The organism is Pseudonocardia yuanmonensis (assembly GCF_039542425.1).
Taxonomy (GTDB): domain Bacteria; phylum Actinomycetota; class Actinomycetes; order Mycobacteriales; family Pseudonocardiaceae; genus Pseudonocardia; species Pseudonocardia yuanmonensis.
Genome location: NZ_BAABIC010000001.1, coordinates 453,465 through 476,718 on the forward strand (window position 1 = coordinate 453,465; position 23,254 = coordinate 476,718).

The 23,254-nt window shown below is 74.1% G+C and carries 25 protein-coding genes; 11 read left to right on the plus strand and 14 right to left on the minus strand.

Features of this window, described 5'->3' with window-relative positions:
- Positions 1-22: 22 nt before the first annotated feature.
- The gene (locus ABD990_RS02045) at positions 23-973 is read left to right on the plus strand and encodes a diacylglycerol/lipid kinase family protein (protein ID WP_345377901.1); all 951 of its coding nucleotides are present in this window, start codon (positions 23-25) and stop codon (positions 971-973) included.
- 437 nt (positions 974-1,410) lie between these two features.
- Positions 1,411-1,662 carry a WhiB family transcriptional regulator gene (locus tag ABD990_RS02050; protein ID WP_037051753.1) on the plus strand — a complete coding sequence of 84 codons (252 nt, stop codon included), beginning with the start codon at positions 1,411-1,413 and terminating at the stop codon, positions 1,660-1,662.
- Positions 1,663-1,937: 275 nt separating this feature from the next.
- On the opposite strand, the gene ABD990_RS02055 is transcribed toward ABD990_RS02050, so the two are convergent.
- A complete protein-coding gene (locus ABD990_RS02055; protein ID WP_345377902.1) occupies positions 1,938-3,437 on the minus strand; it encodes a sensor histidine kinase in 1,500 nt (499 codons plus the stop codon).
- A 63-nt stretch (positions 3,438-3,500) separates the two neighbouring features.
- On the opposite strand from ABD990_RS02055, the gene ABD990_RS34275 reads away from it, so the two are divergent.
- A complete protein-coding gene (locus ABD990_RS34275) occupies positions 3,501-3,575 on the plus strand; it encodes a 50S ribosomal protein bL37 (protein WP_370467464.1) in 75 nt (24 codons plus the stop codon).
- Between the two features lie 69 nt (positions 3,576-3,644).
- Here ABD990_RS34275 and rsrA read toward each other — a convergent pair whose 3' ends face one another.
- Together rsrA and ABD990_RS02065 are read right to left on the minus strand one after the other, a co-directional pair.
- Positions 3,645-3,992: a mycothiol system anti-sigma-R factor gene (gene rsrA, locus ABD990_RS02060; RefSeq protein WP_345377904.1), complete on the minus strand. Its 348-nt coding sequence runs from the start codon at positions 3,990-3,992 to the stop codon at positions 3,645-3,647.
- Entirely contained in the window at positions 3,989-4,669 is a 681-nt protein-coding gene (locus tag ABD990_RS02065) for a sigma-70 family RNA polymerase sigma factor (RefSeq protein WP_345377906.1), read from the minus strand. Before ABD990_RS02065 ends, rsrA begins: the two co-directional genes overlap by 4 nt.
- Positions 4,670-4,869: 200 nt before the next feature.
- On the opposite strand from ABD990_RS02065, the gene ybaK reads away from it, so the two are divergent.
- Positions 4,870-5,349 carry a Cys-tRNA(Pro) deacylase gene (ybaK, locus tag ABD990_RS02070; protein WP_345377907.1) on the plus strand — a complete coding sequence of 160 codons (480 nt, stop codon included), beginning with the start codon at positions 4,870-4,872 and terminating at the stop codon, positions 5,347-5,349.
- Positions 5,350-5,378: 29 nt separating this feature from the next.
- On the opposite strand, the gene ABD990_RS02075 is transcribed toward ybaK, so the two are convergent.
- Together ABD990_RS02075 and ABD990_RS02080 are read right to left on the minus strand one after the other, a co-directional pair.
- The gene (locus ABD990_RS02075) at positions 5,379-6,092 is read right to left on the minus strand and encodes an alpha/beta hydrolase family protein (protein ID WP_345377909.1); all 714 of its coding nucleotides are present in this window, start codon (positions 6,090-6,092) and stop codon (positions 5,379-5,381) included.
- Complete coding sequence (locus ABD990_RS02080; protein ID WP_345377910.1) at positions 6,089-6,901, minus strand: SOS response-associated peptidase; 813 nt, start codon at positions 6,899-6,901, stop codon at positions 6,089-6,091. Before ABD990_RS02080 ends, ABD990_RS02075 begins: the two co-directional genes overlap by 4 nt.
- Positions 6,902-6,993: 92 nt before the next feature.
- Here ABD990_RS02080 and aroA point away from each other — a divergent pair, with 92 nt between their 5' ends.
- The 4 genes from aroA to ABD990_RS02100 are packed head-to-tail and all read left to right on the plus strand — an operon-like array spanning position 6,994 to position 11,625.
- On the plus strand, positions 6,994-8,286 hold the full coding sequence (aroA, locus tag ABD990_RS02085; protein ID WP_345377912.1) for a 3-phosphoshikimate 1-carboxyvinyltransferase: 1,293 nt from the start codon (positions 6,994-6,996) through the stop codon (positions 8,284-8,286).
- A complete protein-coding gene (rsgA, locus tag ABD990_RS02090; protein WP_345377913.1) occupies positions 8,283-9,308 on the plus strand; it encodes a ribosome small subunit-dependent GTPase A in 1,026 nt (341 codons plus the stop codon). Before aroA ends, rsgA begins: the two co-directional genes overlap by 4 nt.
- A gap of 33 nt (positions 9,309-9,341) precedes the next feature.
- Positions 9,342-10,178, plus strand: coding sequence for an SCO4651 family lipoprotein (locus tag ABD990_RS02095; protein WP_345377914.1), 837 nt, complete (start codon positions 9,342-9,344; stop codon positions 10,176-10,178).
- A 22-nt stretch (positions 10,179-10,200) separates the two neighbouring features.
- The gene (locus ABD990_RS02100; RefSeq protein WP_345377915.1) at positions 10,201-11,625 is read left to right on the plus strand and encodes a protein kinase domain-containing protein; all 1,425 of its coding nucleotides are present in this window, start codon (positions 10,201-10,203) and stop codon (positions 11,623-11,625) included.
- Positions 11,626-11,687: 62 nt separating this feature from the next.
- Here the strand turns inward: ABD990_RS02100 and ABD990_RS02105 are convergent, their stop codons facing one another.
- Positions 11,688-11,831, minus strand: a complete 144-nt coding sequence (locus ABD990_RS02105; RefSeq protein ID WP_345377916.1) for a hypothetical protein — start codon at positions 11,829-11,831, stop codon at positions 11,688-11,690.
- 639 nt (positions 11,832-12,470) lie between these two features.
- Here ABD990_RS02105 and ABD990_RS02110 point away from each other — a divergent pair.
- Positions 12,471-12,959: a DUF1707 SHOCT-like domain-containing protein gene (locus tag ABD990_RS02110; RefSeq protein WP_345377918.1), complete on the plus strand. Its 489-nt coding sequence runs from the start codon at positions 12,471-12,473 to the stop codon at positions 12,957-12,959.
- 6 nt (positions 12,960-12,965) lie between these two features.
- Here ABD990_RS02110 and ABD990_RS02115 read toward each other — a convergent pair whose 3' ends face one another.
- Genes ABD990_RS02115 through ABD990_RS02130 form a run of 4 tightly spaced genes read right to left on the minus strand, consistent with a single transcriptional unit; the run spans position 12,966 to position 17,005 of the window.
- On the minus strand, positions 12,966-13,883 hold the full coding sequence (locus ABD990_RS02115) for a crotonase/enoyl-CoA hydratase family protein (protein ID WP_345377920.1): 918 nt from the start codon (positions 13,881-13,883) through the stop codon (positions 12,966-12,968).
- A complete protein-coding gene (locus tag ABD990_RS02120; RefSeq protein WP_345377922.1) occupies positions 13,880-14,677 on the minus strand; it encodes an enoyl-CoA hydratase/isomerase family protein in 798 nt (265 codons plus the stop codon). Before ABD990_RS02120 ends, ABD990_RS02115 begins: the two co-directional genes overlap by 4 nt.
- 13 nt (positions 14,678-14,690) lie before the next feature.
- Positions 14,691-15,791, minus strand: a complete 1,101-nt coding sequence (locus tag ABD990_RS02125) for an acyl-CoA dehydrogenase family protein (RefSeq protein WP_345377923.1) — start codon at positions 15,789-15,791, stop codon at positions 14,691-14,693.
- A complete protein-coding gene (locus tag ABD990_RS02130; protein WP_345377924.1) occupies positions 15,788-17,005 on the minus strand; it encodes an acyl-CoA dehydrogenase family protein in 1,218 nt (405 codons plus the stop codon). The genes ABD990_RS02125 and ABD990_RS02130 overlap by 4 nt, the downstream gene beginning before the upstream one ends.
- 105 nt (positions 17,006-17,110) lie before the next feature.
- Between ABD990_RS02130 and ABD990_RS02135 the strand changes: the two genes are divergently transcribed.
- A complete protein-coding gene (locus ABD990_RS02135; RefSeq protein WP_345377926.1) occupies positions 17,111-17,731 on the plus strand; it encodes a TetR/AcrR family transcriptional regulator in 621 nt (206 codons plus the stop codon).
- A gap of 113 nt (positions 17,732-17,844) precedes the next feature.
- Complete coding sequence (locus ABD990_RS02140) at positions 17,845-18,987, plus strand: acetyl-CoA C-acetyltransferase (protein WP_345377928.1); 1,143 nt, start codon at positions 17,845-17,847, stop codon at positions 18,985-18,987.
- Positions 18,988-19,119: 132 nt separating this feature from the next.
- Here the strand turns inward: ABD990_RS02140 and ABD990_RS02145 are convergent, their stop codons facing one another.
- From ABD990_RS02145 to ABD990_RS02160, 4 genes are read right to left on the minus strand one after another with little or no spacing between them, the layout of a single operon-like run.
- On the minus strand, positions 19,120-20,151 hold the full coding sequence (locus tag ABD990_RS02145) for an ABC transporter ATP-binding protein (RefSeq protein ID WP_345377929.1): 1,032 nt from the start codon (positions 20,149-20,151) through the stop codon (positions 19,120-19,122).
- The gene (locus ABD990_RS02150; protein ID WP_345377930.1) at positions 20,148-21,140 is read right to left on the minus strand and encodes an ABC transporter ATP-binding protein; all 993 of its coding nucleotides are present in this window, start codon (positions 21,138-21,140) and stop codon (positions 20,148-20,150) included. The genes ABD990_RS02145 and ABD990_RS02150 overlap by 4 nt, the downstream gene beginning before the upstream one ends.
- Positions 21,137-22,030 carry an ABC transporter permease gene (locus tag ABD990_RS02155; RefSeq protein WP_345377931.1) on the minus strand — a complete coding sequence of 298 codons (894 nt, stop codon included), beginning with the start codon at positions 22,028-22,030 and terminating at the stop codon, positions 21,137-21,139. The genes ABD990_RS02150 and ABD990_RS02155 overlap by 4 nt, the downstream gene beginning before the upstream one ends.
- Entirely contained in the window at positions 22,027-22,971 is a 945-nt protein-coding gene (locus tag ABD990_RS02160) for an ABC transporter permease (RefSeq protein ID WP_345377932.1), read from the minus strand. Before ABD990_RS02160 ends, ABD990_RS02155 begins: the two co-directional genes overlap by 4 nt.
- Positions 22,972-23,254: the final 283 nt, after the last annotated feature.

Genomic DNA, 23,254 nt, shown 5'->3' on the forward strand with positions numbered 1-23,254 from the left:
GGACCCGGTTACGCTCGCTCCCGTGCGCGCGCTCCTCGTCGTCAACCCTCGGGCGACGTCGACGACCCCGGCGGGCCGGGACGTCCTGACCCACGCCCTGGCGAGCGAGCTCAAGCTGGACGTCCTGGAGACCGCCTACCGCGGCCACGCGGCCGAGGCGACGGCGGCGGCCTGCGCCGCGGGCGTCGAGCTGATCGTGGCCCTCGGCGGCGACGGCACGGTCAACGAGGTCGTCAACGGCATGCTCGTGGACCGCGAGGCCACCGGCCCCCGCGCGCCCGACGGCCGGGACCCGTGCGCCCCCGCGCTGGCCGTGGTGCCCGGTGGGTCGGCCAACGTCTTCGCCCGGGCCCTCGGCCTGCCCCGCGACCCCGTGGAGGCCACCGGGGCGATCCTGGCGGCCCTGGAGCGCCGCAGCAGCCGCCTGGTGGGCCTCGGGCGGGCGGACGACCGCTGGTTCACGTTCAACGCCGGGATGGGCTGGGACGCGGACGTCGTCGCCGCGGTGGAGCGCGCCCGCGCGGCCGGGCGGGAGGCCACCCCGATCCGCTACGCCAACACCGCCATCGCGGAGTACCTGCGCCAGCGGCGCCGCCCGCCGTCGATGACGGTGGAGGTGCCGGGGGCCGGCCCGCTGGAGGAGATCCGGCTGGCGTTCGTGAGCAACACCGACCCGTGGACCTTCCTGGCGGGCCGCGCGGTGCGCACCAACCCGGGCGCCACGTTCGGCAGCGGGCTCGCCCTCTTCGCGCTGCGCCATCTGGGGCTGCCCACGATCGGACGCACGTTGCGTCACATCCTGTCCCCGGACGGCGATCCGCACGGGCGGAACATCGTGCGGCAGGACGCCGTTCCCTCCGTACGGATCCGCAGCGCGGAGCCGCTGGCCCTCCAGCTGGACGGTGACCACCTGGGGTCGAGGACGGACGTCGAGTTCGTCTCCGTGCCCGGAGCGTTACGCGTCGTCGTGTGAGAGGAGCCCCTCGTCGCAGTTCGGGCGGTGTCCCCACCCGGCCGAGTGACAGATGGTGGCCATTCACCGATGCTCGGCGACCACCGAGCAGCTAGGGGCTCGCACCTGCGCGGACCGTGATCCAAGGTAGGTCCTGCGAGAGCGAGGGACTACGTCGGGGTGACCCGGCATGGTCCGCGGGAAATGGGGTAACCCGGCTCCCGTTGGGCAGGGACACTGTCGATCGCACTCCGCGACGGCGTGCGGCACGGATCGATGCAGTAACCGAACGTGTCGGGCTTCGTTGCGAAGTGTGGGTGAGGCTCCTCACCCGGCCGGACCTTGTCCCTTGAAGAGCGACGGCGCTCGTGAAATCATTCACAAGCGCGGAAACACCGTGACAGACAGGCATGCGATCGGCGCGACCCCGATCGCGAAGTACGAGGAGTAGAACGATCATGGATTGGCGTCACCGCGCTATCTGCCGCGACGAGGACCCGGAGCTCTTCTTCCCCGTGGGGACGAGCGGCCCGGCCCTCCTGCAGATCGCCGAGGCGAAGAGCGTCTGCCGCCGGTGCCCGGTGGTCACCGAGTGCCTGGCCTGGGCGCTCGAGAGTGGCCAGGACGCGGGTGTCTGGGGCGGCATGAGCGAGGACGAGCGTCGCGCCCTCAAGCGCCGCAACGCCCGTACCCGCGCGCGCACCGCCTGAGCAACACCGAGCACAGCACCACCGGAAAAGACGCAGTACCGCAAGTCGCAGTACGGCAAAGACGCAGTACGGAAAGACGCAGCACCCGAGGGCTCTCCCCGCCCTCACAGCCCCGCAGAAGACTCGGAAGAGCGGGCCCGGAGCCGGACGCCACCGGCGCCGGGCCCGCTCTTCGTGGTTCCGGGGGATGTCACCGCACCGCCCCGCGAACCCGTGACCGTCGAGCACGGCACCGGCGCGACCTCGGCACCGGGATCGGCGATCACGCGTCAAGGCTATCGCGCCGTCATCGGCACCGTGATAAGGGCCTCGGTTCCGCCGCCGTCGCGCGGCCGGAGCGCCAGTGTCGAGTCCAGCTCGGCCAGCAGTGTGCGCACGATCTGCAGGCCCAGCCCGTCCGCCCGGTCGATGTCGAAGCCCTCCGGCATGCCCCGGCCGTCGTCGGCGATGATCAGTTCCAGGGTGTGCGCCGAGCGGTTCGCCCTGACCACGACCTCCCCGGCCTGACCGGGCTCGTAGGCGTGGGCCAGCGCGTTGTGCACCAGCTCCGTCAGCACGAGGACCAGCGGGGTCGCGAGCGCCGAGCCCAGAGTGCCCAGCGAGCCCTCGCGGCGGACCTTCGCCCGCACCTCCGCCGTGGCGCCGTCGCCGATCGCCGGCAGCACGGTGTCCACCAGCTCGTCGAGATCCACCATCTCGGCCACCGAGTAGGCCAGCGCCTCGTGCACCAGCGCGATGGACGTCACGCGGCGCACGCTCTCGGCGAGCGCCCGGCGGGCCTCCGGGATCTGGGTGCGCCGGGCCTGCAGCCGCAGCAGCGCCGCGACCGTCTGCAGGTTGTTCTTGACCCGGTGGTGGATCTCCCGGATCGTCGCGTCCTTGCTCAGCAGGGCCTGGTCGCGGCGGCGCAGGTCGGTGATGTCCCGGACGAGCACCAGCGCCCCGGCCGCGTCGCCGCGCGGGCGCAGCGGCAGCGCGCGCACCAGCATCGTCGCGCCCCGGGTGCGGATCTCCATGCGCAGCGACGTGCGGCCGTCGAGGGCCGCCTGGATGCGCGCGGCGACCTCGCTGGCGTCGAACGGGTCCCGGGTCAGGGACTTCGTCAGCGCACCCAGCGGCACGCCCACGAGGTCGGTGTCGTGGCCCATGCGGTGGTAGGCGGACAGCGCGTTCGGGCTGGCGTAGGCCACGAGCCCGTGCGCGTCGAGCCGGATCAGGCCGTCGCCCGCCCGGGGGCTGGTGTCGGCGCCGGCCGCGGCCGCCGTCGTCGGGAAGGTGCCGTCCGCGATCATCTGGCACAGGTCCGAGGCGCTGCCGAGGTAGGCGATCTCGAGCGGGCTCGGCACCCGCGGCATGGCCAGGTTGGTGTCCCGGGACAGCACGGCGATGACGCGCCCGTGATGGCGCACCGGGATCGTCTCCCGGCGGATCGGCACCTCCAGGTGCCAGCGCGGCTCCTCCTCGCGGCAGATCCGCCCCTCGACCACGGCGCGGCGCAGCTGCGGGTTGTCCCGCGGGTTCACCCGGGCGCCCACGGCGTCCTCCGAGTGGGCCGTCGGTGCCGTGGTCGGGCGGGCCTGGGCCACGCAGAGGAACTCCTCCGGACCGCCTGCCATCTCCACGTCGGCGTCCTGCGGGAGCGGGATCCAGAGCAGGAAGTCCGCGAACGACATGTCCGCCAGCAGCTGCCACTCGGCGACGACCCGCTGCAGGTGCTCGACGGCGTCCCCAGGGAGACTCGTGTGCTCGGCCAGCAGTTCGCTCAGGGTCGACACGGCCTCATCCAATCACGTGGGACACTGGTGCCAGTCCTGCGTACATGTGAAGGAGGGACGAGCATGTCGAAGCGCGCGCGCAAGCGTCGCGACCGCAAGAAGGGCGGCGCGAACCACGGCAAGCGGCCCAACACCTGAGGGCCCACCCCGGAACGCACGAACGGCCCCTCCGCTCCCGCCGGGAGCCGAGGGGCCGTTCGTGTGCGGTCAGGCGTGACGTTCGATCCGGGTCGTGCTGATCTCGGTGCGGACCTCGACGGTCGTGCCGCCGGGCCCGGACTCGACGCTCACCTCGGCCTGCTCCAGCACCGCGGTGCGGATCTGCCGGCGCAGCCGGTCCTTGAGCCCGTCCGGCGCGATCTCGCCGCTGCACTTGCGGGCGAGGAGCTGCTTGAGCTTCTCGTCGATCCCGTACTCCTGCAGGCACGGGGCGCACTCGTCGAGGTGCTGCACGAGCTGGCGCTTCCGCTCCGGGTCGCACTCGCCGTCGAGGTACAGCCACACCTCGGCGAGGACCTCCGAGCAGTCCGTGTCGTGGTGGTTGCCGCAGCTCATGAGCTCGTCACCTCCTGCTCGCCCCGGATGAACCCGCGCTCCCGAGCGGTGTCGGTGAGCATGTCGCGGAGCTGCCGGCGCCCGCGGTGCAGGCGCGACATCACGGTGCCGATCGGCGTCCCCATGATCTCCGCGATCTCCTTGTAGGCGAACCCCTCGACGTCGGCCAGGTATACCGCCATCCGGAAGTCCTCGGGAAGCCGCTGCAGCGCTTCCTTCACGTCCGAATCGGGAAGATTGTCCAGCGCCTCGACCTCGGCCGAGCGCAGGCCCGTCGACGAGTGCTCACCGGCCTGGGCGAGCTGCCAATCCGTGATCTCGTCCGTGGGCGCCTGGATCGGCTGCCGCTGCCGCTTGCGGTACCCGTTGATGTAGGTGTTCGTCAGGATCCGGTACAGCCACGCCTTGAGATTCGTGCCCTCGCGGAAGGTCCGGAACGCCGAGTACGCCTTGAGGTAGGTCTCCTGGACCAGGTCCTCGGCGTCCGCCGGGTTGCGGGTCATGCGCAGGGCGGCGCCGTAGAGCTGGTCGAGCATCGGCATCGCGTCCCGCTCGAAGCGGGCGGCGCGCTCGGTCTCGGTCTCCTCCGGGGCCCGGTCGAGCGACTCGGTCCCGTCCGCCCGCCCCGGATCCCGTCCCGGGTCCTGCTCGGTCTCGGCCGCCGTCTCGTCCGGCACCGCGCTCCTCTCCCCCGCGACCGTGTCCACGATCGTCCGTGAGCCTGCGGGGGTCGAGCGTACGCGCCCACGACGTGACGGGCGCGGGCGAGCCGGTCGGGTCGCGACCGGGGCGTCCATCAGTGCTGGGGTCACGTACGGTCTCAACACCTCCGGCCGGGCGCCGATTCCCGGCCGGTCCGGCGAGGAGGGCGGGACGAGTGGCAGGGCGGGGCACCCCGGCGACGGCGCTGCTGACCAGGAAGAAGATCGGTTTCACCCTGCACTCGTACGAGCACGAGGGCGGCGCGGCGTACGGCCAGGAGGCCGTCGACGCGCTCGGGCTCGAGGCCGCACGGGTGTTCAAGACGCTCGTCGCGGAGGTCGACGGGAACCTCACCGTCGGGGTGGTCCCGGTCGACGCCACGCTCGACCTGAAGGCCCTCGCCGCCGCCGTCGGCGGGAAGCGGGCACGCATGGCCGAGGTCGCCGCGGCCGAGCGCGCGACGGGCTACGTCGCCGGCGGGATCTCCCCGCTCGGGCAGAAGAAGCGGCTGCCGGTGGTGGTCGACGCCTCCGCCACCGACTGGGAGACCGTCTTCTGCAGCGCCGGGCGGCGGGGGCTGGAGGTGGAGCTGGCGCCGGGCGACCTGATCGCCGCGGTCGACGCCCGCACCGCCCCCATCGCCGCGCGGGGGTAGGAACCGGACGGCGCCGAGTCGCCGCGCACCTACGGGAGGAGGCGGGCCAGCCAGTCCGCCACCGCCTTCTCGACGGCCGGCACGTCCTTCCTCAACGAGTGGTCGCCCGGCAGCAGGACGACCTCGCGGGTGGCGGTGGGCCCGGGGCGGCCGAAGGGGTCGGACTCGCCCTGCACCACCAGCACCGGCACCGTGACGCCGTCGATCTCGGCCATCCGGTGCTTCTCCGGCCTGCCCGGCGGGTGCACGGGGAAGGCCAGGCACACGATGCCGACCACCCCGCCCGCGGCGGCACACCGACACGCCACGCGGGCGCCGGAGCTGCGGCCGCCGAACAGCAGCGGCAGGTCCTCGAGCAGGCCCGCGACGTCGGCGGCGCCGGACCCCGCGGCGGCCCCGTCGGCGGACCCGTCGGACCCGGCTGCCCCGGCGCGGCCACCGGACTCGTCGGCCCCGGTCAGCACCCCCACCACCGCCTCCCACGCGGCGTCGAGCTGGGTCGCCGGGGCGGGGGCGCGGCGGCCCGCCACCCGGTACGGCTGCTCGACGAGCACGACGTGGAGGCCGGCGTCGAGCCCGGCGCGGGCGGCGGCGCGGAGGTCCGGCGCGTCGACCCCGCCCCCGGCCCCGTGCCCCATCAGCAGCGCCCCCCGCGCCGCACCGGGCGCACGCCGGACGTGCACGCGGGCCGGCCCGTGCGGCGTCGGGACCTCGGCGGTCTCGGCGGCCGTGAGGTTCGTCAACTGAGCAGGTCCAGCTGGATCGGCTCCTCGACCTGCGCGGGGTCCAGCGGCTCCAGCAGCTCCTTGCCGTTGTTCTTCACGCTGTTGACCTTGTCCGACACCGGCACGATGTCGAGCTTGCCGATCAGCTCGATCGACGGCGGGGCGAGCCAGCGCTTCACCTCGTCCGCCTGCGCGTCCGTGTCCGGGTCCAGCCACGCGTCCCACGCCTCGGGCGGCAGGACCAGCGGCATGCGGTCGTGGACCTGGGTCAGCGGGCCGACGGCCTCGGTGGTCAGCACCGAGCAGGTCACAAGCCCGTCGGGGTACTTCTCGAGGAGCTCGCCCTCCTTGGGCCGCCAGAACTCCCACAGCCCGGCCATCGCGAGCGAGCGCCCGTCCTTGTAGTGGGTGAAGTACGGCTGCTTGCTCGCCTTGTGGTCCTTGGTGGCGGCCCGGCGCTGCCACTCGTACCAGCCGTCGGCCGGGAGCAGGCAGCGGCGGGCGGCGAGGGCGCGGCGGAAGGCGGGCTTCTCCGCGGCCGTCTCGCTGCGGGCGTTGATCATGCGGGCGCCCGCGGACGGGTCCTTGGCCCACGACGGCACCAGCCCCCAGCGCACGAGCCGCAGGCTGCGCTCGGTCGTGCTCGGGTCGGGGGTGCCGTCCGCGTCCCGCGGGTGGCGCTGCACGACCGCGATCACGTCCCGCGTGGGCGCGACGTTGTAGTCCGGCCGCCGCTCCTCGCCGGCCTTCTCGGTCACGGCGTCGACGGCGGTGAACTCCTCCGCCAGGTCCGTCGGCGCCTTCGTCGAGGCGTACCTCCCGCACATGACCCCATCGTGGCACGCCGGACCGACAGTTCGTCCGGACACGATCTCCCGGCCGGCGCCCCGCCCCGGGGGGCATGGGGAATCATGGGCCCGTGGCCCCGTCCAGTGCCGAGACCAGTGCCCCGACCGGCCCCTACGCCGCGCCGACGGCGAGCGGACCCGTGCGCGGGACGGTGTCCGTCCCCGGCTCGAAGTCCGTCACCAACCGCGCGCTGCTGCTGTCCGGGCTCGCGCACGGCCGCTCGGTGGTGCACGGCGTCCCCGCCACCCGGGACTCCGCGCTGATGTGCGGCGCGCTGCGCTCGCTCGGCGTCCCGGTGGAGGTCGCGGACGAGACCGTCACGATCACGGGCGGCGCCCTGGCCGGCGGCGGCGCGGTCGACTGCGGGCTGGCCGGCACGGTGATGCGGTTCGTCCCGCCCGCCGCGACCCTGGCGGACGGCGCCGTGGTCTTCGACGGCGACCCGCACGCCCGGGAGCGCCCGATGGGCACCGTGCTCGACGCCCTGCGCGCGCTCGGCGCGGTGATCGACGGCGACCGGCTGCCGTTCGTCCTGCACGGCGCGGGCGGGCTGCCGGGCGGCGCGGTGACGATCGACGCCTCGGCGTCCAGCCAGTTCGTGTCCGGCCTGCTGCTCTCGGGCGCCCGGTTCGACAAGGGCGTCACCGTGCACCACGACGGCAGGCCGGTGCCGAGCCTGCCGCACATCGACATGACCGTGGCGATGCTCCGCGAGGCCGGCGTGAGCGTCGACGACGCCGAACCCGACACGTGGCGCGTCGAGCCGGGGCCGATCGCGGCCCGGGAGTGGGCCGTGGAGCCCGACCTGTCCAACGCGTCCGTCTTCCTCGCCGCGGCCGCGGTCACCGGCGGGGAGGTGACGGTCGCGGGCTGGCCCGCCGGCTCCACGCAGCCCGGGGCGGAGATCCTCGGGGTGCTGGAGCGGATGGGTGCCACCGTGACGGCGTCGGGGGCGGGCATGACCGTCACCGGCCCGGACCGGCTGCAGGGCGTGGACGTCGACCTGCACGAGGCCTCCGAGCTCACCCCGACGGTCGCCGCACTGGCCGCGCTGGCCGAGGGCCCGAGCGTGATCCGCGGCGTCGCGCACATCCGCGGGCACGAGACGGACCGGCTCGCCGCCCTGCGCACCGAGCTCGCCGCGCTCGGCGCCGCGGTCCGGGAGACCGAGGACGGCCTGGAGATCCGGCCCGCCCGGCTCACCGCGGGCGAGCGGCCGTGGGGTGCCTACGCCGACCACCGGATGGCGACGGCCGGGGCGATCCTCGGCCTCGTCGTCCCCGGTGTCCGGATCGACGACGTGACCTGCACCGACAAGACCATCCCGGACTTCCCCGGGCGCTGGGCCTCGCTGGTCGCGTGAGTCGGGCGCGGCAGTACGACGAGTCCGACGTCCGGGTCCGCCCGGGCCGCGGTTCCCGCCCGCGCACCAAGCGCCGGCCGGACCACGCCGACGCCGAGGAGGCCATGGTCGTCGCGGTCGACCGGGGCCGCTGGACCTGCGCCCCGGGGGGCGACGCGGACCGGCCGCCGGTCACGGCCATGCGGGCACGCGAGCTCGGCCGGACCCCGATCGTCGTCGGGGACCGGGTCGGGCTGGTCGGGGACCTCTCGGGCGCGCCGGACACCCTCGCCCGGATCGTGCGGGTCGAGGAGCGGCGCACCCTGCTGCGCCGCACCGCGGACGACACCGACCCCTTCGAGCGGGTGGTCGTGGCCAACGCCGACCGGCTCGTCGTCGTGACCTCGCTGGCCGAGCCGGAGCCGCGGACCGGCTTCGTCGACCGCTGCCTGGTCGCGGCCTACGCGGGCGGGCTGGAACCGGTGCTCTGCCTGACGAAGGCCGACCTCGCCGACCCGGGGCCGTTCGCCGCGCACTACGCCGAGCTGGAGTTCCCGGTCGTCGTGACCCGCCGCGGGGAGTTCCCGACGGCGTTGGCCGAGCTGCTCGACGGGCGGGTGTCCGCCCTCGTCGGGCACTCCGGCGTCGGCAAGTCCACCCTGGTCAACGTCCTGGTGCCGGACGCCGAGCAGCGCACCGGGCGGGTCTCGGGCGTCGGCAAGGGCCGGCACACCACCACCGCGGCGCTCGCCCTGCCGCTGCCCGACGGGCGCGGCTGGGTGGTCGACACCCCCGGCGTCCGGTCCTTCGGGCTCGCCCACGTGACGCCGGACGACGTCATCGCCGCCTTCGACGACCTCGCCGCCGCCGTGGAGGAGTGCCCGCGCGGCTGCGGGCACCTCGGGCCGCCCGCCGACCCGGAGTGCGCGCTCGACGCGCTGGTCGGCGAGGGCGCGCTGCGTCCGGGGCGACTCGCCGCTCTCCGCCGCGTGCTCGTCGCTCTGCGCGCGGCGCCGCCGGGAGCACTCACAGCAGACCGATAATCTCGGGGCTTCCCTGTCGTGAGGAGGCGGAAGGTGCCGCACGGGAGAGCGCCGGCAGCGGGTGCGGTCCGCAGGCCGTTCGCGCTCGTCCTCGCGGCGATCGCCGTCGTCGCGGTCCTGGCCGCCGCGGTGTCCTGCGCCCGCGGCAACTCCGAGGACGCCGGCCCGGGGCACGGCCTCCCCAAGTACTACGCCGCGGCGGACCTGCTCACCGCGGTCACCCACCGCCAGCACGCGGACCGGACGGCCCTGCTGCACCTGTCCGGCCGGGTCGAGGCCCCCCAGGGCGGCCCGACCGAGCTCGGCGGGGACGGCGCCCTGCGCGTCGAGCCGGGCGGCATCTCCGCGCAGTTCACCCAGACCCTCAGCACACCCGGCGGGGCCACGCAGAGCGCGGCGTTCGTGGTGCTGCCCGGCGGGCAGGTGTGGCGGCAGACGGGCGGCGGATGGACCCGGGTCGACGAGGCGGCCACCGGCACGCCGGACAAGACCCTGGCGACGACAGCGGCCAACGTCGTGGCCGGGGCGGACCCCACCGCCCACCTGGCCCGCTACCGGGACGCCGCCCTGGTCGCCGACGCCGCGGACGACACGGTCGACGGCGTCCCGGCGGTCCGGTACCTGGTGGTCGTCGACCTGGTGCGCGCGGCGGAGCTGGAACAGGACCCGGCCGCGCGGGAGGCGCTGCAGGCGCAGGCCGCGGGCGGGGTCACCCGGATCTCCTCCACGCTGTGGGTCGACGAGGCCAACCGGCCGCTGCGCAGCGAGACCCGACAGACGATGCCGGGCGTCGGCACGCTGACCCTGACCTCGGACTACCGCGACTGGGGCACCCCCGTGGCGATCGCCTCCCCCGGGTCCGCCGCCTGATCGCATGCGGTTGACTGGGCCCGTGCCCGGCTCCCGCGTCGATCCGCGCAGCATCGGCGGCTTCACGATCACGCGCCTGCTCGGCGAGGGCGGGATGGGCCGGGTCTTCCTCGGGCGGCGCGGCGGCGTGCAGGCGGCGGTGAAGGTCGTGCGGTCGGACCTCGCCGGCGACCCGGAGTTCCGGGCCCGCTTCGGCCACGAGATCGAGGCCGCGACCCGGGTCCGCAGCCCGTACACGGTGGCGCTGCTCGGGGCGGACGCGGACGGGGACCCGCCGTGGATGGCCACGGAGTACGTGCCGGCGCCGTCGTTGCGCGAGGCCGTCGGGATCCACGGGCCGATGCCCGTCGAGCAGGTCCGGCTGCTCGGCATCGGGCTGGCCGACGCGCTCGCCGCGATCCACGGCGCCGGGATCGTGCACCGCGACCTCAAGCCGGGCAACGTCCTGCTCGGCGCCGACGGGCCGAAGGTGATCGACTTCGGGATCGCCCGGGCCGCCGACGCGACCGTGCTGACCCGCACCGGCGCCGTCGTCGGGTCGCCGGGGTTCATCGCCCCGGAGCAGATCACGCACGCCCGCTCCGAGCCCGCCGGGGACGTCTTCGCGCTCGGCGGGGTCCTCGCCTACGCCGCGACGGGCCGGGCCCCGTTCGGCACGGGCGACGTCAACGCCCTGCTCTACCGCACGGTCCACGGCGAGCCGGACCTCGCCGGGATCCCCGAACCGCTGCTCGGGCTGGTCCGCGCGTGCCTCGACCGCGAACCCAGCCGGCGGCCCGGCACGGAGCGGATCCGCGAGGTGCTCTCCTCGGGACCCGAGGACCGGCCGACCGGCGGCTGGCTCCCGGCGGTGCTGGAGCCGACGCCGCCGCGCCCGGTGTCGCGGGCGCCGCGCCGGCGGGTGCCGGTGGCGGTCGGGGTGGCCGTGGCGGTGCTCGCCGCGGCCGCGGTGGTCGGGGTGCTCGCGCTGCGGGGGCAGGGCGGGCCTGCCGCTCCCCCGGCTCCTCCGACCGCGGCGCCACCCGCGACCTCGAGCGCGGCCGCGGCGACGAGTGCGACCCCGACGGCCGCTCCTTCCGAGGACGTCCGGGTGTCCACCGAGCCCGCCGGGCTCAGCAGCCCGAGCGGCAACATCGCCTGCTACCTCCAGCCCAACTCCGTGCGCTGCGACATCGCGCAGGCCGAGTGGGACCCGACGACGGTCCCCGAGCGGCCGCCGGGGTGCGAGGGCGTGTGGGGCGACTCGCTGCAGATCACGGGCACGGACCGGGCCGACTTCACGTGCCACACCGACACCGTCTTCGGTACCGGCCCGATCCTCGACTACGGCCGCTCCCTGCGGGTCGGGGACGTCACCTGCACCAGCCGGCAGACCGGTGTGGAGTGCCGGGTCGGCACCAGCGGGCGCGGCTTCAGCCTCTCCCGCACCGCGTACCAGCTCTTCTGATGCCGCCCACCGAGGCAGCCGCTCAAGGCGGACGCGGCACCCCGGGATCTCGCACCACCCGGCTACGGCACCTTGCGCTGCGGCACCTTGCGCTGCGGCACCTTGCGCTGCGGCACCTTGCGCTGCGGCACCTTGCGCTGCGGCACCTTGCGCTGCGGCACCTTGCGCCACCGCCGGGACGTGGCACACCCCGCGAGACCTCGCACAACCGCCAGAGCGCGGCACCCCGCGGAACCTGCCAACCGCTGGGATGGGGCACACCCCTCGGGACCTCCCACAACCGCCAGAGCGGCGTCCCACACCCGAGAGGGCCGCGGCACAGGCCGTCGACGGGCCGCGGGACGCCCGACGGGGTGTGCGGCGCTGCCCGCGGCCGCCCGCGCACGCTGATCGACCTCGAGCGCCCGGCCGGAGCCCACCGACTTCTGGCCCCGGGTCGGCGCTGATCGATCTGGGTCGCCTGGTCGTGGCTGATCGACCTCGCGGCGCTGTTCGATCGGCCGAACTCCACCCGCTGCTCGCACATCCACTGCCCCACCACTCCCCGCACACCCGTCGGAGCGCGGTACATGCCGTCAACCGGGTGTGCCGCGCTCACTCGAGGTGTGGGAGCAGGCAGGAGCGGGTGTGAGAGGTACAGACGGTTGTGCGAGATGCACGACCCGCCGGCACGCCCCTGCGCCCGGCTCACGCGTCGAATTGCCCGCCCCACCGCACCCTGGAGCTCATCACGTGTCGAATTCGTGGAGCCATGACGCGGACACATCGCCCGTTCCAGGCGCGTCGTGGATCCACGACGCGGCGGATCCTCCGTCCCCCGCGCACCGTGGATCCATAATGCGGGCATGACCACGGGGGGCGACGGGAAGCTGCGCATCGGGACGGCCGAGCGGGAGGCGGCGGCCGCGGCGCTGAACGCGCATCTCGAGGCCGGCCGCCTCGGCGTCGAGGAGTACGCGGACCGCTCGGCGGTGGCGGCCAACGCCGTGACCGCCGACGAGCTGTCCGCGCTGTTCACCGACCTGCCGGAGCCGCACCCGCAGCTGCCCGGCAGCCCCGGGAGCGCTCCCGTCGTGCGGCCCGGGCAGGCCGCGGCCCCGCAGCGGCGGTTCGGGGGCAGCTGGGGCACCCGGATCGCCGCCGCGAGCCCGATCGTCGCGTTGATCCTGTTCTTCGTGCTGAACAGCGCGGGCGTGCCGATGGCCTGGCTCGCCTTCCTGCTCATCCCGCTCGTCGGGGCGCTCGGATTCTCGAAGGAGCGCCAGGACGAGCGGGACGAGCGGGACGAGCGACGGGCACTCCGGGACGAGCGCCGGGACGAGCTCGACCGCTGACGGGGCTCAGTCCATCCCCGCCGGCCGGCTCGGCCAGCGCTCCATGATCTCCGGGTAGTCGGCGCTGACCGTGTTCGGGAACGCGGGCGACCGCTTCTCCAGGAAGGACTGCACGCCCTCGACCACGTCGGCGCTCTGCCCGAGCCGGTAGATCGCCTGCGAGTCGACGCGGTGCGCCTCCCACGGCGTGTCCGCGCCGAGCATCGCCCACAGCATCTGCTTGCTCACCGCGACGGACACCGCGGACGTGTTCTCCGCGATCTCCTGCGCGATCCCGTAGGCGTGGGGCAGCAGCTCGTCCGGCGGGAGGACCTTCGACACCAGCCGGCCGGCGAGGGCCTCCTCGGCGCCGAACACCCGGCCCGTCGCGACCCACTCCATGGCCTGCGAGATGCCGACGATCCGGGGCAGGAACCAGCTCGACGCCGCCTCCGGCACCAGCCCGCGCCGGGCGAAGACGAAGCCGAACTTCGCCGTCTCCGAGGCCAGCCGGATGTCCATCGGCAGGGTCATCGTGGCGCCGATGCCCACGGCCGGCCCGTTGATGGCGGCGATGACCGGCTTGCGGCAGGCGGCCGACGCCAGCGAGGTGACCCCGCCGCCGTCGCGCGGGGCGCCGCCGATGGTGCCGATGTCGCGGCGCTCGGCGGCCCGCGCAGGGTCCTCGGCGTTGAAGGTCGAGCCGCCCCGCTGCAGGTCCGCGCCGGCGCAGAACCCCCGCCCCCGCCCGGTGACGACGACGGCGCGTACGGCGTCGTCCGCGTCCGCCTCGCCGTAGGCCCGGACCAGCTCCCGCATCATGGTGGTGGTGAAGGCGTTGAGCCGGTCCGGCCGGTCGAGGGTGATCGTGGCGACGCCGTCCGAGACCTCGTAGGCGATCTCGGTGTACGCCTGCTCGGTGACGGGGTCCTGGGTGCTCGTCACTTGACCGCCCACTCGCCCGTGAAGACCGGGTCCCGCTTGGCCATGAAGGCCTCGAAGGCGGCCGGCGCGTCGGTGCCCGCGAAGTTGATCGTCTGGGCGCGGGCCTCGCTCTCCAGCGCCTCGCGGAGGGTCTTGTCGGTGTTCTCGTTGAGCATCCGCTTGGACTGCGCGAGCGCCATCGGCGCCCCTGCGGCGAGCGTCTTGGCCAGGTCGGCCGTGAACGCGTCGATCGTGCCGGGCTCGACGACGTAGGTCACCAGGCCGAGCCGCTCGGCCTCCTCGGCCCCGATGATCTCGGCCAGCAGCGCGAGCCGCTTCGCCTGCTGCAGCCCCACGATCTTGGGCAGCAGCCAGGAGCCGCCGAAGTCCAGCGACAGCCCCCGCTTGGCGAAGATCTGCGAGAACCGGGCGTCCCGCTCGGCGACGACGAGGTCGCAGCCCAGCGCCAGGTTCCAGCCCGCGCCGACGGCCACGCCGCTCACCTTCGCGACGGTCGGCATCGGCAGGCTGTGCAGCGCCATCGCGATCTCGTTGATGCGGTGCATCCGGCTCAGCGGGTGTCCCCCGGCCGGGCCGCCGGACAGGTCCGCCCCCGCGCAGAAGTCGCCGCCGGCGCCGGTCAGCACCAGCACCCGGACGGACGGGTCGTTCGCCGCGTCGGCGAAGGCCCTCTGCAGCCCGTCCCAGGACCCCGCGTTCAGGGCGTTCTTCCGCCGCGGCCGGTTCAGGGTCACCGTACGGATCCCGTCCGCCGTCTCGACGAGTACGGGGTTCTCGGTCGTGCTCTCGGTCATGTGCCGCCCTTCCTCAGACGCCCAGCCGGTCGGCCAGCCGCGCGCGGTCGCGCCCCGGGGCCCCGAACAGCAGCTCGGTGCTCTTGGCGCGCTTGTAGTACAGGTGCGCGTCGTGCTCCCACGTGTAGCCGATGCCGCCGTGGTACTGCACGCACGCCTCGGCGGCGCGGAAGTACGCCGGGCCGAGGTAGGTCGCGACGAGCGCGGCCGCCACCGGCACCTCCTCCGGCGCCTCGTCGGCCGTCCACGCGGCGTAGCGCAGCGCGGACAGGCCCAGCTCCCAGTCCGAGTGGACGTCGGCCAGCCCGTGCTTGACCGCCTGGTAGGAGCCGATGGCCCGGCCGAACTGCACGCGCACCTTCGCGTAGTCGGTGGCCATCTCCAGGACCCGCTGCAGGCCGCCGAGCTGCTCGGCGGCCAGCGCGATCGTGGCGAGGTCGGCGACCCGCTCGAGCACGGCCGTCGGATCGGCCGACTCGAGCTTCCGCGCGAGCGTGCCACGCAGGACGAGCCGCGCGAGCCGCCGCGTCGGGTCGAGCGTGGTCAGCGTGGTCCGCTCGACGTCCGCGGCGTCGACCCGGAACCAGGCAGGGCCCTCCGGCGTGGTCGCCACGACGAGGAACACGTCGGCCAGGTCGCCGGCGACCACCGGCGTCTTGGTCCCGTCGAGGGTCCAGCCGTCCCCGGCGGCGGTCGCGGTGGTGGCCCCCGGGCCCCACGGCGCACCGGGCTCGGCGACGGCGACCGCCGCGATCAGCTCGCCGGAGACCAGGCGCGGCAGCAGCTCGCGCCGCGCCTCCTCGTCATCGAGGGCGAGCAGGGCGTCCGTGGCCAGGACCGCCGAGCCGAGGAACGGCGTGGGCACGACCGCGCGGCCGAGCTCCTCCAGCACGACCGCCCGCTCGACGTGCCCGGCGCCGGCGCCCCCGTACTCCTCGGGCACGACCAGCCCCAGGACATCGAGGTCGCGGCCGAGCCGCGTCCACAGGTCCCGGTCGATCCCGGTCTCCGACTCCATGGCCGCCCGCACCTGCGCCGACCCGGCCCGGTCGGTGAGCAGGTCGCGCACCGCGGCGCGCAGGGCCTGCTGCTCCTCGGTGAGCACCAGCTTCACTTCTGCGTCCCCACCTTCAGCTCGCGGAACGGCACGCCCTTGTCCACCGACGGCTCCTTCGGCAGGCCGAGGACGCGCTCGCCGATGATCCCGCGCTGGATCTCGTTGGTCCCCCCGGCGATGCTCGACGACGGCGTGGAGTTGATCCCCAGCGCCACCGCGGCCCCGGTGGTGTCCTCCGGGTCCCAGGCCACGATCTCCGGCCCGGCGATCTCGCCGACCGTGTCGACGGCCAGCCGCGCCAGCATCGAGCCGGCCAGCTTGGCGACGGAGCCGCGTGCCCCGGGCGCGATGCCCGCGGCGGCCTCCTGGCGCAGCCGGACGTTGAACAGCTCCAGGACGCGCTCACGCGCGTACAGCTCGGCCAGCCGCTCCCGCGTGGCGGGCTCGCCCGACACGCCCAGCCGCTGCGCCAGCGCGGTGATCGCGGTGAAGTCCAGTGGGTTGGTCTTGGGCCGGCGCCGGGACCCGATGGAGACGCGCTCGTGCCCCAGCATCGTGACGGCGGCGTGCCAGCCGCCGTTGACCTCGCCGATCACGGCGTCGGCAGGGATCCGCACCGAGTCGAAGTAGATCTCGTTGAACGGCGCCCGGCCGGACATGTCCTTGAGCGGCCGGACGGTCACGCCCGGCGCGTGCATGTCCACCACGAACATCGTGAGCCCGGAGTGCTTGGGCCGGTCGGGGTCCGTGCGGGCGAGGAGCGCACCGAAGTCCGCCCACTGCGCGTTGGTGGTCCACACCTTCTGCCCGTCGACGACCCAGGAGTCCCCGTCGAGGACCGCGCGGGTCTGCAGGCTCGCGACGTCCGACCCCGCGCCCGGCTCGGAGAACAGCTGGCACCAGATGTCCTCGCCGCGCAGCAGCCGCGGCAGGTAGCGGGTGCGCTGCTCGGGTGTGCCCAGGTCGTTGACCGTGGGGCCGCACATGCCCATCCCGATCGTGAACGGGTAGGTCGGCAGCTCGTACTCGGCCTCCTCGTCGGAGAAGGCCTGCTGGTAGGCCGTGGAGAGGCCACGGCCACCCACGTCCTGCGGCCAGGTGATGCCGGCGAACCCGGCGTCGTACAGCGCGGCCTGGAAGGCGCGCGCCGCCTCGATGTCGGTGACCGGCGACGGGGCCGGCACGTGCTCACGGAGCCAGGCGCGCGCCTGCTCGCGGAACGCGTCGAGATCGGGGGGACTCCCCGTCGCGATGGTGGTCGCCGCAGTCATCCGCTTACCTCCCGGCGTCACTGACGGACCTTTGAACGATCACTCGTTAAGTTAACACCGCCGTGGAGCCGCCAGAAGGGGCATCCGGGCCCTATCCTCTCCGGTGTGAGCACCGCAATCGACCGATCGCCCGAGGGCGGACCGATCCCTCGCGGCGGCGGCCGCGAGGCGATCGCCGCGGCCGCGCGGGAGGTCTTCGAGCAGCGCGGCTACCACGGCGCGTCCATCCGCGACATCGCCAAGCGCGCCGGGCTGTCCCTCTCGGCGCTCTACTACTGGCACCCGAGCAAGCAGGACCTGCTCGCGGCGCTGATCGAGGAGAACACCCTCGACTACTTCCGTCGCTGCGACGAGGCGCTGGCCTCCGCCGGGGAGGATCCCGCAGAGCGGCTCCGCGCCCTGGTCAGGGCCACGGTCGAGTACCGGGTGCAGCGCCAGACGGAGAGCAACATCTCCTCCCGGGAGTGGCGCAACCTCGAGCCCGCCCACGAGGAGCGGCTCGCCGGGCTGCGCACCAAGGCCAGCACGATCTGGTCGGACATCGTCGACGCCGGCGTGGAGCAGGGGACCTTCCGCTGCGAGCACCCGGCGGACGCGCGCCGCTCCGCACAGGCCGCGTGCAACGCCATCGCGCAGTGGTACGACCCCTCCGGCCCGGTGACGATGGAGGAGCTCGTCGACCACTACACCCGGATCGTCATGCGAATCGTCGACCTCCGCCCCTGACCGGCATCGGGTCGGGGATCGAGCACGTCACAGTCCCGGGGTCTGCCGCTGACCCGGAAACTGAATGTACGATCGTTCAGTTCGCCGAATCCGCAGCGTAGGGGAGTCCTCCGGTGGCTGAAGCCTTCATCGTCGGTGCCGTCCGCACACCCGTCGGGACGCGCAAGGGAGCCCTGGCCGGGGTGCACCCGGCCGACCTCGGCGCGCACGTGCTGCGCGAGCTCGTGGAGCGGACCGGGGTCGACCCGGCCGCCGTCGAGGACGTGATCATGGGCTGCGTCAGCCAGACGGGCGCGCAGGCGGGCGACATCGCGCGCACCGCCTGGCTGTCCGCCGGCCTGCCGCAGAGCGTGCCGGGCGTGACCATCGACCGGCAGTGCGGCTCGTCGCAGCAGGCCCTGCACTTCGCCGCCCAGGGCGTGATGTCCGGGACCCAGGACCTGGTCGTCGCCGCCGGCGTCGAGCAGATGGCCATGGTCCCGATGACGGCCAACGGGATCGTCAACAAGGAGCTGGGCACCTCCACCAAGGGCGAGGGCTGGATCGACCGCTACGGCGACCAGGAGATCTCGCAGTTCCGCGGCGCCCAGCTGATCACCGAGAAGTGGGGCTTCAGCCGCGAGGACCTCGAGAAGTTCTCACTGGAGAGCCACCGGCGCGCGATCACCGCGATCGACGAGGGCCGCTTCCGCGACCAGATCGCCCCGATCGCCGGCCTCGACACGGACGAGGGCGCCCGCCGCGACACCTCGCTGGAGAAGCTCGCCGGGCTGAAGCCGCTGCGCGAGGGCTGGGCGATCACCGCCGGCGTCGCGAGCCAGATCTCGATCGGCGCGGCCGCGCTGCTGGTGGCGTCGGAGGACGCGGTGCGCCGCTTCGACCTCACCCCGCTCGCCCGGGTGCACACCCTCGCCGTGGTCGGCGACGACCCGGTCTACATGCTGACCGGCCCGATCCCGGCCACCCAGGCGGCGCTGAAGAAGTCCGGGCTGGGCATCGACGACATCGACACCTTCGAGATCAACGAGGCCTTCGCGCCCGTCGTGCTCGCGTGGGCGCAGGACACCGGCGCCGACCTGGCGAGGACCAACCCGAACGGCGGTGCGATCGCCCTCGGCCACCCGCTCGGCGGCACCGGCGCCATCCTGGCCACCAAGATGATCCACGAGCTGCACCGCACCGGCGGCCGCTACGGCCTGCAGTCCATGTGCGAGGGCGGCGGCCAGGCCAACGCCACCATCCTCGAGCGCGTCTGACGGCTCCGCCGCCCGCGCGCGGTGAGTGATGCTCCGGCACCACCCACCGCGCACGGCTCGATCCCGGAACGCACGAACGGCGCTCTCGCTCACTAGGTATGAGCGAGAGCGCCGTTCGTGTGTCCGGGCTCGTCAGGTGTGGAGGTGGCAGCGCACCGTGCCGCCGCCGGGAGCGGCGACGACGGGCGGGACCTCCACCTTGCAGACGTCCATCACGTGCGGGCAGCGGGTGTGGAAGGCGCAGCCCGAGGGCGGGTTGGCCGCGTCGGGCACCTCGCCCTTGAGCACGATCCGTTCCCGCTCGCGCTGACGCCGCGGGTTCGGCACCGGCACCGCCGAGAGCAGCGCCTCCGTGTACGGGTGCGCCGGCCGGTCGAACAGCCGGTCCGTCGGCGCCGTCTCCACGATCTCGCCCAGGTACATCACCGCCACGCGGTGCGCGATGTGCCGGACGACGGCGAGGTCGTGCGCGATGAACAGGTACGACAGCCCGAACTCGGCCTGCAGGTCCTCCAGCAGGTTGAGGATCTGGTTCTGCGTGGAGACGTCGAGCGCGCTGACCGCCTCGTCGCACACCAGCAGCCGCGGGTTGAGCGCGATCGCGCGTGCGATCGCCAGCCGCTGCCGCTGCCCGCCGGAGAACTCGTAGGGGTAGCGCTGGGCGTACGTCGGGGACAGCCCGACGTGCTCGAGCAGGTCCCCGACCCGTTGCGACCGCTCGGACCGGGAGAGCGACTCGTGGACGTCGAGCGGCTCGCCGATGCTCTCCCCCACCACCATGGCGGGGTCCAGCGAGGAGTACGGGTCCTGGAACACCATCTGCATCCGCCGGCGGGCCAGCCGCAGGTCCCCGCGGCCCAGCGCGGTGATCTCCTCGCCGTCGAGCCGGACCGAGCCCGCCGTCGGCTCGACGAGCCGCAGCATCGCGCGGCCCGTCGTCGACTTGCCGGACCCGGACTCGCCGACCAGCCCGAGCGTCTCCCGCTCGCCGATCTCCAGGCTCACCGCCCGCACCGCGCGCAGGGTGCCGCCGCGGCCGAGGATCCCGCCCCGCAGCCGGAAGTCGACGGTCAGGTCCTCGACCTCGGCGACCGGGCCGGTGGGGTCCGCCCGCGGCGCCGTCGGCCCCTGCGTCGACTCGGACGCGTTCACCGCGTTCGTCATGCACTCCCCTTCAGGACCAGGTCGGACACGCGCAGGCAGCGACTGGTGCCGCCCTCGGCGAGCGGGTGTTCGGCGACGGGGGTGCCCCGGCAGGCGTCGACCACGTGCCCGCACCGCGGGTGGAACCGGCAGCCGGGCGGCATCGCCCCCGCGGGCGGGGTGGAGCCGGGGATCGTGGCCAGCCGCCCCGACCGGGCCGCGAGCTGCGGCATCGCGGACAGCAGCGCCTCGGTGTAGGGGTGGCGCGGGTGCTCGTAGAGCGCGTCGATCCCGGACCGCTCCACGACCTGCCCGGCGTACATGACGACGGCCCGGTCGCAGATGTCGGCGACCACCCCGAGGTCGTGGGTCACGAACACCACGGCGGTGCCGAACTCGTCCCGCATCGCGCGCAGCAGGTCGAGCACCTGGGCCTGGATCGTCACGTCGAGCGCGGTGGTCGGTTCGTCGGCGATCACCAGCTTGGGCTCGCAGGACAACGCCATCGCGATCATCACGCGCTGGCGCATGCCGCCGGAGAACTCGTGCGGATAGCTGCGGGCGCGGCGCTCGGCGTGCGGGATGCCGACGGTCGAGAGCACCTCCACCGCCCGGGCCCACGCCGCCCGCTTCGACCCGCCGCGGTGCCGCCGCACGACCTCCGCGATCTGGTCCCCCACCCGGAACGCCGGGTCGAGGCTGGTCATCGGCTCCTGGAAGATCATCGACAGCTCGTCGCCGCGGAGCGCCTCCATCTTGCGCCGCGGCAGCCCGACGAGCTCGCGCCCGTCGAGCCGGATGCTGCCGGCGGTGATCCGCGAGGACTCCGGGGGCAGCAGCCCGAGCACCGCCAGGCTGGTGACGGTCTTGCCGGAGCCGGACTCGCCGACCAGGCCGACGGTCTCGCCGCGGCCGACGGCGAACGACACGCCGTCGAGCACCTGCACCCAGCCGCGATCGGTGGCGAACTCGACCTCCAGGCCGTCCACCACGAGGAGCGGTTCGGTCACGACCCCCTCCGGATCTCCCGGCCGAGCGAGTCCCGCAGGCCGTCGCCGAGGATGTTGAACGCGAGCACGGTCAGCGCGATGAGCAGGCCGGGGAACACCGTCAGCCAGGGTGCGGTGGCGGTGTAGCGGAAGCCGCGCTCGATCATCGAGCCCCAGCTCGCGTCGGGCGGCTGGACGCCCAGGCCCAGGAAGCTCAGGCTCGCCTCGGCGAGCATCGCCATCGCCGCGGTGAGCGAGATCTGCACGATCAGCGGCGAGAGCGCGTTGGGCAGCACGTGCCGGAGGATGACCCGCGGGGTGGGCGTGCCGATCGAGCGGGAGGCCTCGACGAAGGTCTCCTCGCGGATCGACAGCACGGTGCCGCGGACGAGCCGGACGAACCGCGGCGCGAAGATCACGCCGATCACGAACATCGCGTTGGTGAGGCTCGGGCCGAGCACGCCGACGAAGGCGATCGCGAGGATCAGCGGCGGGAAGCTCATCAGCGCGTCGGTGAGCCGCATGATCACCGCGTCCACCCGGCGGCCGGCGTAGCCGGCGACCAGCCCGGGGATCACGCCGAGCAGCACGGCGACGCCGACGGCCTGGGCGGCCGCCAGGAGCGAGACGCGGCCGGCGTAGAGGGCCCGGCTGAACACGTCCCGGCCCAGGTCGTCCGTGCCGAGCACGTGCCCGCCGCCGGGTTGCTGCAGCACCGAGGCGAGGTTCTGGGCCAGCGGGTCGTGCGTCGCCAGCAGCGGGGCGAGCGCGGTCGCGAGGACGACGAGGACCAGGTAGACCAGCGCGCCGAGGGCGAGCCGCTGGCGCCGGAAGCGGCGCAGGAACCTGGCCCGGGCGCTCGGTTCGGGCGGCGCGAGGGCCTCGCGCCGGTCGACGGCGGTGGCGGTCACGCCTGCCTCACCTTCGGGTTGAGCCAGCCGTAGGACAGGTCCACGGCCAGGTTCACGAGCATCACGATCAGCGCGGCGACCACGACGATCCCCTGGATCATCGGGATGTCCCGCTGCAGCACGGCCCGGATCGCGAGGTCGCCGAGCCCGGGCAGGCCGAACACCCGCTCGACGATCACCGAGCCGCCGAGCAGGAACCCGACCTGGAAGCCGATCACCGTGACCACCGGGACCGCGGCGTTCTTCATCCCGTGCTTGAGGATCACGGCGCGCCCGCTGAGCCCGTTGGCCCGCGCGGTCCGGATGAAGTCCTGCTGCAGGGTGTCGGTGAGCGAGCCGCGCAGCTGGCGGGTGATCTCGGCGGCGACCGCCGTGCCGAGGGTGATGCCGGGCAGCACCAGGCCGCGGGCCCAGGCGCCGACGCCCTCGGAGATCGGGGTGTAGCCGACCGCCGGGAAGATCGGGAAGGCCAGCGCGAAGGCCATGATCAGCAGGATCCCGACCCAGAAGTTGGGCAGGGAGATGCCGACGGAGGCGAACAGCGTGGCCCCGCGGTCCTGCCAGCGGCCGCGGCGCAGCGCCGCGACCGTCCCGGCCGGCACGGCGATCAGCAGCGCGATCACCATGGCGGCCAGGGTCAGGGCGAGCGTGACGGGGAACCGGCCGGCGATCGCGCCGGTCACGGACTCGTTGCTGAACAGGGAGCTGCCGAGGTCGCCGGTGAGGGCGTTGCCGGCCCAGGCGGCGTACTGCACGAGGACGGGGTCGTTGAGGCCGAGGCGTTCCCGGGTGGCATCGATCTGCGCCTCGGTGGCGTTCTCGCCCGCGATCGTGATGGCCGGGTCGCCCGGGATCATCAGGACCAGCGCGAAGACGCCGAGGGACACGAGGAAGAGCAGCGGGACCATCATCAGGACGCGCCGGACGGTGTACCGGAGCACGGGCGGGCACCCTCCCAGCGGACGGCGGTGTCGCGAGGGGAACTGCGACCAGGTGGCGGGAAAAAGGACTCGGGATCGAGCGGTGGATCGGAACGGGAAATGGGCACGGAGAATCGTCCGCCGCGCCCGGGCACGCCCCCGTCGCGCAGCACCTCCGCACTAAACGATCGTTCGGAAAGGTAGCAAGCGACACCCGGCCCGTCAACCGCGTCTTTACCTGGACAAGCGTCTGAGCTGCGAACCTACTCGACAGTATCGCGGGTGCTTGACCTTCGCACGACCC

Excerpts from the sequence above, each read along its gene's own strand:
- ABD990_RS02120 (WP_345377922.1), bottom strand. The coding sequence starts at position 14,677 with ATGACCGAGAGCACGACCGAGAACCCCGTACTCGTCGAGACGGCGGAC.
- ABD990_RS02130 (WP_345377924.1), bottom strand. The coding sequence starts at position 17,005 with ATGACTGCGGCGACCACCATCGCGACGGGGAGTCCCCCCGATCTCGAC.
- ABD990_RS02080 (WP_345377910.1), bottom strand. The coding sequence starts at position 6,901 with ATGTGCGGGAGGTACGCCTCGACGAAGGCGCCGACGGACCTGGCGGAG.
- ABD990_RS02110 (WP_345377918.1), top strand. The coding sequence starts at position 12,471 with ATGACCACGGGGGGCGACGGGAAGCTGCGCATCGGGACGGCCGAGCGG.
- ABD990_RS02145 (WP_345377929.1), bottom strand. The coding sequence starts at position 20,151 with ATGACGAACGCGGTGAACGCGTCCGAGTCGACGCAGGGGCCGACGGCG.
- ABD990_RS02050 (WP_037051753.1), top strand. The coding sequence starts at position 1,411 with ATGGATTGGCGTCACCGCGCTATCTGCCGCGACGAGGACCCGGAGCTC.
- rsrA (WP_345377904.1), bottom strand. The coding sequence starts at position 3,992 with ATGAGCTGCGGCAACCACCACGACACGGACTGCTCGGAGGTCCTCGCC.